Origin of the sequence: Streptomyces sp. CBMA152, assembly GCF_014596475.1 — a bacterium.
In the GTDB taxonomy this organism is placed as follows: Bacteria; Actinomycetota; Actinomycetes; order Streptomycetales; family Streptomycetaceae; genus Streptomyces.
The window spans coordinates 67063-79998 of the sequence record NZ_MECJ01000039.1; the positions used below are offsets into that span (position 1 = coordinate 67063).

11 protein-coding genes are annotated in these 12936 nt (G+C 73.3%); 7 read left to right on the forward strand and 4 right to left on the reverse strand.

Annotated features, from left to right (window positions below):
* Nucleotides 1-4: 4 nt before the first annotated feature.
* From BG418_RS38350 to BG418_RS38365, 4 genes are read right to left on the reverse strand one after another with little or no spacing between them, the layout of a single operon-like run.
* Nucleotides 5-667, reverse strand: coding sequence for a hypothetical protein (locus tag BG418_RS38350; RefSeq protein ID WP_188278712.1), 663 nt, complete (start codon nucleotides 665-667; stop codon nucleotides 5-7).
* A 6-nt stretch (nucleotides 668-673) separates the two neighbouring features.
* Nucleotides 674-1642 (reverse strand): NADH-quinone oxidoreductase subunit H, encoded by a 969-nt coding sequence (locus BG418_RS38355; RefSeq protein WP_317453894.1) that lies wholly within the window; start codon nucleotides 1640-1642, stop codon nucleotides 674-676.
* Nucleotides 1639-3555 (reverse strand): proton-conducting transporter membrane subunit, encoded by a 1917-nt coding sequence (locus BG418_RS38360; RefSeq protein WP_317453895.1) that lies wholly within the window; start codon nucleotides 3553-3555, stop codon nucleotides 1639-1641. Before BG418_RS38360 ends, BG418_RS38355 begins: the two co-directional genes overlap by 4 nt.
* On the reverse strand, nucleotides 3552-4025 hold the full coding sequence (locus tag BG418_RS38365) for an NADH-quinone oxidoreductase subunit B family protein (protein WP_188278713.1): 474 nt from the start codon (nucleotides 4023-4025) through the stop codon (nucleotides 3552-3554). Before BG418_RS38365 ends, BG418_RS38360 begins: the two co-directional genes overlap by 4 nt.
* Before the next feature lie 185 nt (nucleotides 4026-4210).
* Between BG418_RS38365 and BG418_RS38370 the strand changes: the two genes are divergently transcribed.
* The 7 genes from BG418_RS38370 (at nucleotide 4211) to BG418_RS38400 (ending at nucleotide 12877) form a co-directional block, all read left to right on the forward strand.
* Complete coding sequence (locus tag BG418_RS38370; RefSeq protein ID WP_188278714.1) at nucleotides 4211-5719, forward strand: hypothetical protein; 1509 nt, start codon at nucleotides 4211-4213, stop codon at nucleotides 5717-5719.
* Between the two features lie 41 nt (nucleotides 5720-5760).
* Complete coding sequence (locus BG418_RS38375; RefSeq protein WP_188278715.1) at nucleotides 5761-6183, forward strand: metalloregulator ArsR/SmtB family transcription factor; 423 nt, start codon at nucleotides 5761-5763, stop codon at nucleotides 6181-6183.
* A gap of 254 nt (nucleotides 6184-6437) precedes the next feature.
* The gene (gene rsgA / locus BG418_RS38380) at nucleotides 6438-7589 is read left to right on the forward strand and encodes a ribosome small subunit-dependent GTPase A (RefSeq protein ID WP_317453896.1); all 1152 of its coding nucleotides are present in this window, start codon (nucleotides 6438-6440) and stop codon (nucleotides 7587-7589) included.
* A gap of 217 nt (nucleotides 7590-7806) precedes the next feature.
* The gene (locus tag BG418_RS38385) at nucleotides 7807-9195 is read left to right on the forward strand and encodes a DNA-3-methyladenine glycosylase 2 family protein (protein ID WP_188278717.1); all 1389 of its coding nucleotides are present in this window, start codon (nucleotides 7807-7809) and stop codon (nucleotides 9193-9195) included.
* 72 nt (nucleotides 9196-9267) lie between these two features.
* Nucleotides 9268-10365 carry a calcium:proton antiporter gene (locus BG418_RS38390; protein ID WP_188278718.1) on the forward strand — a complete coding sequence of 366 codons (1098 nt, stop codon included), beginning with the start codon at nucleotides 9268-9270 and terminating at the stop codon, nucleotides 10363-10365.
* 154 nt (nucleotides 10366-10519) lie between these two features.
* The gene (gene asnB, locus BG418_RS38395) at nucleotides 10520-12361 is read left to right on the forward strand and encodes an asparagine synthase (glutamine-hydrolyzing) (RefSeq protein WP_188278719.1); all 1842 of its coding nucleotides are present in this window, start codon (nucleotides 10520-10522) and stop codon (nucleotides 12359-12361) included.
* A gap of 60 nt (nucleotides 12362-12421) precedes the next feature.
* A complete protein-coding gene (locus tag BG418_RS38400) occupies nucleotides 12422-12877 on the forward strand; it encodes a MarR family winged helix-turn-helix transcriptional regulator (protein ID WP_188278720.1) in 456 nt (151 codons plus the stop codon).
* Nucleotides 12878-12936: the final 59 nt, after the last annotated feature.

Genomic DNA, 12936 nt, shown 5'->3' on the forward strand with positions numbered 1-12936 from the left:
AGCATCAGTCGTGCAGTTCGTGCAGATCGTCGATATGCGCCACAGACCCGAACGCCTCCCGCATCCGCACCGCGAGAATGTGCAGCACCACCACCGCGAGCAACAGGTCGAAGGAGACGCCGAGTTCGACGATCAGGGGTACTCCGGACGCCGCCAGGAACGCGATCGCCGTGATGCCGTTGTCCAGGAGCAGGAAGCCGATCACCTGGGCCGCCGCGTGCCGCCGCGTCGCCAGGACGAAGAAGCCGATCAGGACCACGGCCAGGCCCACCGGGAGCGCCCGGGTGACCGGCGTCGGGTTGAGGGCGACCAGAGGCCGGGCCACCGCGTACGCGAGGAGCGTGAGCGCCGCCGCAGTGAGCAGCGAACCCGCGCCGTTCACCAGCGGCGGCGAGTCGGACGCGTCCGCGACCCCGCTCGGCGCGCGCCGCAGGAGATACGGCAGCACCCCCGCCCGCAGCACCCCGATCCCCACTGCCACCGCGACCAGGTCCGCCCGCGCCTCGTGCAGGCCGATCAGCGCCGCGACCGCTGCGAGAGCGATGCTCTGCAAGGCGAACACCCTCACCACCGCCGCCAGTTCGCGGCGCCACAGCATCACCACCGCCGCCAGCAGGAACGCCCCGCAGGCCAGGTCGAGCAGCTGGGTGAAGACACTCACGCCCAACGCGACTCACGCTCCGCTCAGGAAGTATGAAGTGGTGACGGCCAGCAGCGACAACAAGAAGGATCCGGCCAGGAGTTCCGGCACCCGGAACAGCCGCAGCTTCGCCCAGAACACCTCCGCCGCCGCCAGTGCCGAGCCCAGCAGCGTCGCCTTCACCGCGAAGCACACCGCGCCCAGGAGCAGCGCACCCGCCGAGGCCGTCGTCGCGATGCCCCAGGGGGCGAAGAGCGAGACGAGCAGGCCGAGCAGGACCGCGAGCCGCATCTGGGCGCCGAGCTCGACCAGCGCCAGGTCGGGGCCCGCGTACTCCAGGATCATCGCCTCGTGGACCATGGTGAGTTCGAGGTGCGTGGAGGGATTGTCCACGGGGAGGCGGCCCGTTTCGGCGAGGACTGCTACCGCCAGCGCCGCCGTGGCCAGGAGTCCGGCGGGCGAGGCGAGTCGCGCCGGGTCGTGTACCGCACCTGTGACGATCACCGGCAGGTTCGTGGATCCCGCCGGAAGCGACAGGGCGAAGACCGAGAGCAGGATCGTCGGTTCCACAAGGGCCGCGATCGTCATCTCGCGCGACGCCCCCATGCCGCCGAACGCCGTCCCGCTGTCGAGCCCGGCCAGTGCCAGCGTCACCGTGCCGAGCGCGAGCAGCGCCACCACCACGATCAGGTCCGAACTCCCGCTCACCGGCGTCCTGGTGGACGCCAGCGGTACGAGTGCCGCGACCACGGCGGTGGTGGCGACGAGCAGGACCGGCGCGGTCCGGAACGCCGGGCCGGTGCCGACCGAGGTGATCGCCTGCTTGCGCAGCTGTTTGCGCAGATCCCGCCACGGCTGGCCCACCCCGGCCCCGACCCGCCCCTCCAGTCTCGCCCGCACCTGCCGCATCACGCCCGTGAGCAGCGGCGCGCCCGCCACGACCAGTCCGACTTGGAGGATCGTCGCCGTGAGTCCCAGCGGGGTGAGTCCGTTGCCGCTCACCAGCCCACCGCCAGGACGACCAGCAGCGAGACCAGGCCGAAGAAGCCGTAGCCGAGGTAGAGGTGGACCGAGCCGGACGCGAGGCGCCGCGAGGACCGGCCCGCCCAGGCCATCGCCTCCAACACTGGCCGGTACAAGCGGTGTTCGATCCGGTCCGGCACCCGATGGCGGAACCGGACGCGTTCCACGAGATACGCCGATTCCCGTACGGGCGTGACGCTGACGTCCTGTTCGGGCGCGAGCACCTGGTCGAAGACGCGTTGCAGCGGTTCGGCGAACGAGGTCGCGGTGTACGCCATGCGCGGGGTCGGCGCGCCGCCGCCGCAGTCCCACAGCCGGGCCCCGGTGCGGCGAGGCCGACGCGCCACCACCCGTACCAGCGTCACCGTGCCCACGACCGCCGCCGTCAGCGCCGCCGCGACCCACAGCGGCGAGAGCGCGGCCGACACCGCCGCCAGACGAAGCCCCGCGCCGCCGCCGAGCGGGGGCTCCGCGCCCACGACGCGTACGACTCGATCGAGGGCGGGCCCCAACACCCCTGGAAACAGGGCGAGTCCGGCGCAGGCCGCCGCGAGGAGCCCCATTCCGGCGAGCATCGGCGGCGGGCTCTCGTACGCGCCCGCAGCGGCCGTGCCGCGTGGGCGGGCGAAGAAGCCGACGCCCAGCGCCTTCACGAACACCGCCGCCGACAGACCGGCCGACAGGGCGATCACCGCGACGGCCAGCGGCAGCACGACCGCCGTGGCGACGCCCGGCACCGCGAGCCCGTGGATCAGCGACTGGAGCAGCAGCCACTCCCCGGCGAAGCCGTTGCCCGGGGGCAGCGCCACCGCGCCGAGCGCTCCCAGCGCGAAGAAGGCCGCCGTCACCGGCATCCGCGCCCGCAGCCCGCCGAGCGCGTCCAGGTCCCGCACGCCGCCGGTGGCTCGTACGACGGAGCCCGCCGCGCAGAACAACAGGCCCTTGAAAGCGGAGTGGTTGACGAGGTGGAGGAGGGCTGCGGCGAGTGCGAGTCCGGCCAGGCGGCGGTCGCCGTCGACCGCGAAGAGGCCGCCCGCGCCGACGCCGATGAGCACCAGGCCCATGTTCTCGCTGGAGGAGTACGCGAGGAGGCGCTTCAGGTCGGCCGCCATCGCCGCCTGGAGCACCCCGTACACCGCGCTCACCCCGCCCGCCGCGAGCAGGCCGAGCCACCACCAGGCCGAGCCGCCGCCGAGCAGGTCGAGGCCGAACCGGATGATCCCGTACACCCCGAGGTTCACCATCGTCGCGCTCATCAGCGCCGAGACCGGGCCGGGCGCCTCGGCGTAGGCGCGCGGCAGCCAGGCGTGCAGCGGGACGATCCCGGCCTTGGAGGTGAACGCGAGCGCCAACAACACGAACACGATCCCGCGCGAGAGCGGTCCCATCCCGGAGGCCCCGGCCCGCAGCGCCGCGAACGTCTCGCCGCCGCACCTCGCCGCGTACAGGCCGAGCCCGGCGAGGAGCAGGACGAAGCCGAGCTGGGTCATGACCGCGTACCAGACCCCCGCCTCCCGCACCGCCCGCCGCTCGCGGTGCTCGCCGAGCACCAGGACCAGCGAGCCGACCGCCATCAGCTCCCAGAGGAGGAGGAAGGTGCTGACGGACGCGGCCGCCGGGACGAGGATCAGTACGGCGCAGGAGCAGGGGAGCAGCGCCCCGGATCCGGGCCCGTCCGCGAACCCCGCCGCGTACACCGCGACCGCCAGGATCACCGCCCCCGCCACCGCCATGAACAGGCCCGACAGCGCGTCCACTTCGAGGCGCACCCCGCCGAGCGGCAGCAGCCAGGGGTATGACGCCGACCACCCGGCGCCGCCGAGCGCGGCGCAGCCCGTGGCCAGGCCCGCCGCGCCCACGCCCGCCGTCGCCAGCGACCCGGCCGCGCTCACCGGCCCGTCACCGTGCGCAGGGCCTCGATGATCCGCTCGGGCCGGGGCGGGCAGCCGGGGACGGTCAGGTCCACGTCGACGACATCGGCGACCGCGCCCTCCACCCCGTAGCCCCCGGCGAACACCCCGCAGTCGAGCGCGCAGTCGCCGACCGCGACCACCACGCCGGGCTCGGGCATCGCCGCCACCGTGCGGCGCAGCGGTTCCTTCATGTTGCGGGTCACCGGGCCGGTCACCAGGGCCACGTCCGCGTGGCGCGGCGAGGCGACCAGACGGGCGCCGTACCGCTCGGCGTCGTACACCGGCCCGAAGGCCGCCGCGATCTCGATCTCGCACCCGTTGCACGACCCGGCGTCCACACACCGCACCTGCGCGGATCCCGCGAGCAGCGGGAAGTTTCCGGGGGCCGGTCGGGGCGGGGCGTCCTCGGCCACCCGTCCGGTGTCACGGATCTTGCGCAGCAGGCTCATGCCCCGCGTAACCCGCCGCATATGCCGACCGGTTACGAGCGGGGCGGGAGTTTTGACAACCTTTGGGGCCGTCCAGGGCAGTGGTTGGGACCGTCCAGGGCGGGTGTTGGTACGGGCGCCGAAGTGATCCACTCCGTTGGCGCCCAGGTCCTGCCAGGGCGCCCCCGGCCGCGTAACGTGACCGCATGTCTGCCGCCGATCAAGTAACCGGGACCGTGCCCAGCCGCGCGGTCGCCCACCCGCTGCGCCGCGACACCGTCCGCCTCGCCCTGGTGGGCCTCGCCCTCGCGCTGGTGTGCGGCGCGGTCCAGCTGGCCACCGGCGCGTGGCGGCTGCCGCTGGGCTGGGACGAGACGGTGTACGTCAGCCAGGTCGACCCCCGGGTGCCCGACGCGTTCTTCAGCGAGCCCAGGGCGCGCGGCGTCAGCTGGCTCGCCGCGCCCGCCGCGCAGCTCACCGGCTCGGTGCCGGTCCTGCGCGCCTGGATGCTGCTGCTCGCCGCCGCCGGACTCGCGATCGCCTTCCAGCCGTGGCTGACACTGGTCGGCCGCCGGGTCGTCATGACGGCGGCGGTGCTGTTCGCCGGGCTGTGGGTGGTGCAGTTCTACGCGGGCGAGGTCATGCCCAATCTGTACGTGGCGTACGGCGCGGTGGCCGGGGCGGGCTGGTTCCTGCGCGGCGCGGCCGACCCCGACCGGCGGCGCGGCCCGCTGGTCGCACTCGCGCTGAGCGTGGCGTTCACGGCGCTCGTCCGTCCGTACGACGGCGGCTATCTGGCCCTCGGACTGCTCGTGGCGGTCCTCGCGGTACCGGCCTGGCGGCTGCCGCGCCTGGCCGTGGCCCTGCTCGCGGGTCTGGCCGCCGGGGTGCTGCCGTGGGTGATCGAGGCGTACGCGCGCTTCGGCGGTCTGCTGGAGCGGATCAAGGGCGCGGGCGACGCGCAGGGCGGGCTCAGCCTGCACAACGCCCTCGGGATGAACCTGAAGGCGCTAGACGGCCCGCTGCTCTGCCGCCCCTGCACCTCCGGCCTGCCCAACCCGTCCACCAGCGCGGTGTGGTGGCTGGCCCTGCCCCTGCTCACCGCGCTCGGCGTGTTCCTCGCGTCCCGTGCGGGGCGCGCGCGTCCGGCGCTGCTCGCCGTGTGGTGCGCGGCGGCGCTCGGGGTGCCGTACCTCTTCGGCATCGGCTACGCGGCGCCCCGCTTCCTGATCCCGGCGTACGCGCTGCTCGCGCTGGTCGTCGCCGAGTGCGCGGTGGGGGCGGTGCGGTCGGCGAAGGGGCGGTGGCGGGTGGTCGCGGCCGTCGCGGTCACGGTGTGCGTGGCGCTCCAGCTCTCCAGTCAGTACACGATCATGGCCAAGCGCACGGCCCGCCAGCAGGATCTGCGGGCCGACGACAAGTGGCTGGTGGCCCGGCTCGCGGACGACGGCATCCGGCCGCCGTGCACGATCGTCGGCGACGAGTCCCAGCCGCAGGCCTTCTACGGGGGCTGTTCCTCGCAGGCCAGCGACCGCCGCAACACCACGGCGACCGTGCCCGGCGTCCTGGCGGCGGCCCGCCGCACCCCGCTGGCCCTGGTCCAGTACACGCCGCAGCCACCCGCGTACGCCCGCACCTGGCCCGGCCACAAGGTGGTCACGCCCCGCACGGCGACGGTCTGGTACGTGTTCATCGCGCCCCGGCCCGGCGCGTGAGCCGAGGGGCCGCCGAGGGCGGTCTCCGTTAGGATATTTGCATGGGAGCGCAAGTTGAGAGCTGGGACGCGGAGAGCGCGGACCGTGCCGTCGCGGTACTGAAGGCGGTCGCCGATCCGTCGCGCTACCGGCTGCTGTGGGCGCTGAGCGGCGCGGAGCTGCCGGTGAGCGCCCTCGCGGAGCTCCTGGGCGCCCATGTCGCCGCGACCTCCCAGCACCTGGCCCGGCTGCGGGCCGCGGGCCTGGTGACCTCGCGCCGCGAGGGCACCCGCATCTACTACCGCGCGGCCGGCCCCCGCGTACGCGGCCTCCTGGAGGAGGCGTCGCTGGTGGCCCAGGCGTCCTCGGCCGCCGAGGCCCCGGCCGCCGACGCCGCGACCCCGGAGGCGGCCCCGGCCACCCAGGAACGCCCGGCCCGGGCACCGCGCGCGGTGGGCGTGCGGCGGGCGGCGCTGGGCAAGTGAGCTGATTCTGCGGGGGAGTTGACGGGTCCGGCGGTATGTCGGCGGGCCCGGGAATTCGCGCGCGGAAAATCAGTTGGCCGCCGTTCATGGGCGGCGTTATGGTGACTGCGTTCCGTGCGGCGGCCGTTGGCCGTTGTGCATGACCCTGCGATCGATACGGGAGGTGTGACACATGGCTGTCGTTGCGATGGGCGATGCCCTCACCCAGATATGCGTCACCTCCACTCCCGTGGCCGCCGGCTGAACCTTTCGCAGTGCCGGGGCCACCCTTCGAAGGGTCCCCCTTGTCTTCCTCTTCTGCTTCACAGCAGTCGCAGCACGTCTCCAACTTCCCGTCCACGCTGGTGTCCTACGGCTGGGACGACGCCTGGGCCGCCGAGTTCGCCCCGTACGCCGAGCGCGGGCTGTTGCCCGGGCGGGTCGTCCGGGTCGACCGGGGGCAGTGCGACATCGTCACCGAAGGCGGGCTCGTGCGCGCCGACACCGCGTACGTCACCCCGCACGACCCGATGAGGGTCGTCTGCACCGGTGACTGGGCGGCCGTCGACCCCGGCGGCGACCCCAGGTTCGTCCGCGCGTATCTGCCGCGCCGTACCGCCTTCGTACGCAACACCTCCTCCAACCGGTCCGAGGGGCAGATCCTCGCGGCCAACGTGGACCACGCGATCATCGCGGTCTCGCTCGCCGCCGAGCTCGAACTGGGACGGATCGAGCGGTTCCTGGCGCTGGCCTGGGAGTCGGGCGCGCAGCCGCTCGTCGTCCTGACCAAGGCCGACCTGGTGCCCGACCCGGCCGGGCTCGCCCATCTCGTCCAGGACGTCGAGACCACCGCGCCCGGGGTGGCGGTGCTGGCCGTCAGCTCGGAGACCGGCGAGGGCGTCGACGTGCTGCGGGCGATCGTCTCGGGCGGCACCAGCGTGCTGCTGGGGCAGTCCGGCGCGGGCAAGTCCACCCTCGCCAACGCGCTGCTCGGCGCGGACGTGATGGAGGTGCAGGCCATCCGCGACGTCGACGGCAAGGGCCGGCACACCACCACCACGCGCAACCTGCTCGCGCTGCCCGGCGGGGGCGTGCTCATCGACACGCCCGGGCTGCGCGGGGTGGGCCTGTGGGACGCCGAGACCGGCGTCGGACAGGTCTTCTCCGAGATCGAGGAGCTGGCCCGCGACTGCCGCTTCCACGACTGCGCCCATGAGGCGGAGCCGGGGTGCGCGGTGCTCGCGGCGATCGAGGACGGCTCGCTCGCCGAGCGCCGCCTCGACAGCTTCCGCAAGCTGATGCGCGAGAACCGGCGGATCGTCGCCAAGACCGACGCGCGGCTGCGCAACGAGATCCGGCGTGACTGGCGGCTGAAGTCGGCGGAGGGTCGCCACAACATGGAGGCCAAGCGGGGACGCGGCCGCTGACGCGGTGCGGGCGGGAATCGGATGTGGTGCCTGAGCGGCGTCGTTCGGCTGCGGGCCGGTGGGGGCTGGTCGCGCCCACGCGGCGGAGCCGCAAATCGATACAGCCCCGCGCCCCTTGTAGGTGCGCCGGAACGCGGCGGCACCCCGCAACGGTGCTCAGCAACGTCGTGTCCGATTCCCGCCAGCCCGATCGCCCTCGGCCCCGCACACTGGACGTATGACCCACGACGACGACCGCACCCGGTACGAAGCCGTCAGCAGTCGGGACGCTCGGTTCGACGGTGAGTTCTTCTTCGCCGTGTCCACCACCGGCATCTACTGCCGTCCCAGCTGCCCGGCCGTCACGCCCAAGCGGCAGAACGTGCGGTTCTTCCCGACGGCGGCCGCGGCCCAGGGGCACGGCTTCCGGGCCTGTCGGCGCTGTCGTCCCGACGCGGTGCCGGGGTCGGCGGAGTGGAACGTGCGGGCCGACGTCGTGGGCCGGGCCGTGCGGCTCATCGGGGACGGTGTGGTGGACCGCGAGGGTGTGCCGGGGCTCGCCGGGCGGCTCGGGTACAGCACCCGGCAGGTCCAGCGGCAGCTCACCGCCGAGCTCGGCGCGGGCCCGGTCGCCCTCGCCCGGGCCCAGCGCGCCCACACCGCGCGCGTACTGCTCCAGACCACCGGTCTGCCGGTCACCGAGATCGCCTTCGCGGCCGGATTCGCCAGCGTGCGGCAGTTCAACGACACGATCCGGCAGATCTACGCCCGGACGCCCAGCGCGTTGCGCGAGGAGGCGGGCACCAAGGCCACCCGGGGGCGCGCCGCGTTCGCCGCCGGGATTCCGCTGCGTCTGGCGCACCGGGGCCCGTACGAGACCGGCGCGGTCTTCGACCTGCTGGCCGAGGAGGCCGTCGACCGGGTCGAGGAGATGACCGGCGCCCCCGGCGCGCGCACCTACCGCCGCACCCTGCGCCTGCCGTACGGCACCGGCATCGTGGCCGTCGACGAGGCGCGCCCGCGCCGGGGTGGCTGGCTGGAGGCGCGTATCCATCTCACCGACCTGCGCGATCTCACCACCGCCGTGCAGCGGCTGCGGCGCCTGTTCGACCTGGACGCCGATCCGTACGCGGTGGACGAGCGGCTCGCCGCCGACCCCCGGCTCGCCCCGCTGGTCGCGGCCCGCCCCGGGCTGCGCTCGCCGGGGGCGGCCGACCCGGACGAGTACGCGGTACGGGCGCTGGTGGGCCGGGAGGCGGCCGGGGAGCTCGTCGAGGCGTACGGGAAGCGCCTGGACGTGCCGTGCGGCGCCCTCACCCACCTCTTCCCCGAGCCCGCCACCCTCGCCGGCTCCCCGGACCCGGCCCTGGCCGCCCTCGCCACCGCACTCGCCGACACCACCCTGCGGCTCGACGCGGGCGCGGACCGGGACGAGGCCGTACGGGTGCTGCACGCGCTGCCGGGTCTCGACGAGAACACCATCGCGCTGATCCGGGCGCGGTCGTTGGGTGAGCCGGACGTCGACTTCACCGGCGGCGGAGGCGAACTCTGGCGGCCCTGGCGCTCGTACGCCCATCGGCACCTGCTCGCCGCCGCACCTGTTCACAGCCACCGCGCGGACGCATAGCCCTCCCCACCCACCAACGTCGGACGCGGCCGCCGACGCGCGCACCCCGCCCCCATCTGCGAACGTCGGTACATGATCCGTCTCGCCCGCCTCCCCCTGGAGCGGTGGTCGGCGTTCGTGCCGGCGCTCGCCCTCGTGCTGCTCGCGCTCACCTGGGGACGGTCGCTGCCGTCGTGGCTCGTCGCCCTCGTCGCGTGCTTTCTGGCGGGCGCGGTACTGGCGGCGGTGCACCATGCCGAGGTGGTGGCGCACCGGGTCGGCGAGCCGTTCGGCTCCCTGGTGCTGGCGGTCGCGGTGACGATCATCGAGGTCGCGCTGATCGTCACCCTGATGTCCGACGGCGGCGACAAGAGCGCCACACTCGCCCGCGACACCGTCTTCGCCGCCGCGATGATCACCTGCAACGGCATCGTCGGCGTCTGTCTCCTCATCGGCGCTCTCCGCCGCAAACTGGCCGTCTTCAACGCCGAGGGCACCGGCGCCGCCTTCGCCACGGTCACCACGCTCGCCGGGCTCAGCCTGGTCCTGCCGACGTTCACCACCAGCAAGCCGGGCCCGGAGTTCTCGTCCGCGCAGCTCGTCTTCGCGGCCCTCGCCTCGGTCGCCCTGTACGGGCTGTTCGTCGCCACCCAGACCGTGCGCCACCGCGACTACTTCCTGCCCGTCACCCAGCAGGGCGAGGTGATGGCGGAGGAGCACGCCGATCCGCCGTCCGCCCACACCGCGTGGATCAGCGTGGGTCTGCTCGGGGTGGCCCTGGTCGCGGTGGTGGGCCTGGCCAAGGGCGTCTCGCCGACCATCGAGAGCGGGGTGGCCGCCGCCGGGCTGCCCGCCTCGGTCGTGGGCGTGGTCATCGCGCTGCTCGTGCTGCTGCCCGAGACCATCGCCGCGAGCCGGGCCGCCGCCCGCGACCGGGTGCAGACGAGCCTCAATCTGGCGCTCGGCTCGGCGATGGCGAGCATCGGCCTGACCATTCCGGCCGTCGCGCTGGCCTCGATCTGGCTGTCGGGGCCACTGGTTCTGGGGCTCGGCGCCAGCCATATGGTGCTGCTCGCGCTGACCGTCGGGGTGGGCATCCTGACCTTCGTCCCGGGCCGCGCCACACTGATGCAGGGCGGCGTCCACCTGGCCCTTTTCGCCGGGTATCTGGTGCTCGCGGTCAGCCCCTGAACCTGCGGCCGATTCTCGCCCCTCGCCAAGTCTCCCTCGCAGCAGCCATGTTGACGCACCCTCACCCGATGACGCACGATCAAAATATAGATGCTAGATACATCTGAATCGGCCGGGTCAGGGACAGCCTCGGCCGGGAAGCGGGAGGCACCGCATGTGCGGCATCACCGGCTGGATCTCCTTCGACCGCGATCTGCGCGCCGAGCAGGACACCGTCGACGCCATGACCGAGACGATGGACTGCCGGGGCCCCGACGACCGGGGCACCTGGACAGGCGGCCCCGCCGCGCTCGGCCATCGCAGGCTCGCGATCATCGACCTCCCGGGCGGCCACCAGCCGATGACGGCCCGTACCGAGCGGGGAAGCGTCGTCCTCGTCTACTCGGGGGAGACGTACAACTTCACCGAGCTGCGCGCCGAACTGGCCGCGCGCGGCCACCGGTTCACCACCCAGTCCGACACCGAGGTCGTGCTGCGCGGCTACCTCGAATGGGGCGAGGCCGTCGCCGACCGGCTCAACGGCATGTACGCGTTCGCGATATGGGACGAGCCCCGGCAGCGTCTCGTCATGATCCGCGACCGGATGGGGATCAAACCGTTCTACTACTACGAGACGCCCGACGGCGTGCTCTTCGGCTCCGAACCCAAGGCGATCCTCGCCAACCCGCTGGCCCGCCGCACGGTCGGACTCGACGGGCTGCGCGAGCTGTTCGTGATGGTCAAGACGCCCGGCCAGGCCGTGTGGGACGGTATGAAGGAGGTCGAGCCGGGCACCGTCGTGACGGTCGACCGGAACGGCCTGCGCCGGCACGTCTACTGGTCGCTTGAGACTCGGCCGCACGACGACGGTCGGGACGCAACGGTCACCCACGTACGCGACCTGCTCGACGACATCGTCCGGCGTCAGCTCGTCGCCGACGTACCGCGCTGTGTGCTGCTCTCCGGCGGGCTCGACTCCTCGGTGCTGACCGCGCTGGCCGCCCGCCGCCTGGCCGCGAAGGGCGAGCGCGTGCGCAGCTTCTCGGTCGACTTCGCGGGCCGCACCGAGAACTTCATCGCCGACGAGCTCCGCCCCACCCCCGACAGCCCGTACGCCCACGACGTGGCCCGCAGCGCCGGGACCCGGCACCAGGACATCGTCCTGGACTCGCACGCCCTGGCCGACCAGGAGTTACGCGCCAAGGTCATCCGCGCCCGCGACCTGCCGACCGGGCTCGGCGACCTCGACAGCTCGCTCCACCTGCTCTTCCAGGCCGTACGCGAACACTCGACGGTCGCGCTCTCCGGCGAGTCCGCCGACGAGGTGTTCGGCGGCTACCGGCAGTTCTTCGACGAGGAGGCCCGTACCGCCCGTACGTTCCCCTGGCTGGTGCACCACAAGGACCACTTCGGCGACGGGGCCGCGCTGCTGCGGCCCGAGGTGAACGCTGCGCTCGACCTCCCGTCGTTCGTCCGCGACAGCTACGACACGGCCGTCGCCGGGGTCCAACGCCTCGACGGCGAGAGCGACTTCGAGTACCGGATGCGGGTGATGAGCCATCTGCATCTGACCCGTTTCGTGCGGGTGCTGCTCGACCGCAAGGACCGCGCCAGCATGGCCGTCGGGCTCGAAGTACGGGTGCCGTTCTGCGACCACCGGCTCGTGGAGTACGTGTACAACGCGCCCTGGTCGCTGAAGTCGTTCGACGGGCGCGAGAAGAGTCTGCTGCGGGAGGCGGCGGCGGATGTGCTGCCGCAGTCCGTCTACGACCGGGTGAAGAGCCCGTACCCCTCGACACAGGACCCCAAGTACGCCGTCGCGTTGCAGGAACACGGCAAGGATCTGCTCGCACGTGGCGATCACGCGGTCTTCGAACTAGTCGACCGCGAGCGGCTGTTGGCGGCCGTACGCGACGATGCGCCGCAGACCACCCAGGCCGCGCGAACCGGCCTTGAGCATGCGCTCGACCTGGCCCTCTGGATCGATATGTACGGGCCCGGGATTACACTCGCCTGACTTTCCCGGGGGTGCTCTTCCGGGGTACGGGCCATTCGGGTTGGGGGCGGCGGGCGGGCGATGATCATCGACGACGATGCGGCGTTGCAGCTCGTGATCTCGCTCCATCGGCTGCTGCGGGGGCTGCGCCGGGCCGCCCCCGCCGACGGGATCCAGCCGACGCAGATAGTGGTGCTCTCGCTGCTCGCCGAGAGCGGGCCCGCCCGCATCGGCGAGCTCGCGGCCCGGGTGCCGTGTTCGCAGCCGACGGCGACGGCTGCCGTGGCCGGTCTGGAGGCTTCCGGGCTCGTGCTGCGGCAGCCCGACCCTACGGATGGGCGTGCTGCGCGCATCGTGCTCACCGAGCGGGGTGCGCGGGCGCTGGTGGATGCGGCGCGGGCCGAGGCGGAGGTTCTGGCGTGGCGGTTGGGTGCGTTGGCCGACGACGAGGCCCGCGCGGTCGTCGGCCTCGGGCCGTTGCTTCGCCGCCTGGCGGAGGTTGCGCATGACGGGTCCGACCCTGCGAGTCGAGGCTGATGCCTCGGGGTGCTGGATTCGTCTGCGGACCGTGGGTGGCTGGCCGCGCAGTTCCCCGC

What these genes read in the sequence shown, in the direction of transcription:
- BG418_RS38390 (WP_188278718.1), top strand. Translation starts at nt 9,268, where the DNA reads ATGATCCGTCTCGCCCGCCTCCCCCTGGAGCGGTGGTCGGCGTTCGTG.
- BG418_RS38375 (WP_188278715.1), top strand. Translation starts at nt 5,761, where the DNA reads ATGGGAGCGCAAGTTGAGAGCTGGGACGCGGAGAGCGCGGACCGTGCC.
- BG418_RS38400 (WP_188278720.1), top strand. Translation starts at nt 12,422, where the DNA reads ATGATCATCGACGACGATGCGGCGTTGCAGCTCGTGATCTCGCTCCAT.
- BG418_RS38370 (WP_188278714.1), top strand. Translation starts at nt 4,211, where the DNA reads ATGTCTGCCGCCGATCAAGTAACCGGGACCGTGCCCAGCCGCGCGGTC.
- BG418_RS38365 (WP_188278713.1), bottom strand. Translation starts at nt 4,025, where the DNA reads ATGAGCCTGCTGCGCAAGATCCGTGACACCGGACGGGTGGCCGAGGAC.
- BG418_RS38385 (WP_188278717.1), top strand. Translation starts at nt 7,807, where the DNA reads ATGACCCACGACGACGACCGCACCCGGTACGAAGCCGTCAGCAGTCGG.
- asnB (WP_188278719.1), top strand. Translation starts at nt 10,520, where the DNA reads ATGTGCGGCATCACCGGCTGGATCTCCTTCGACCGCGATCTGCGCGCC.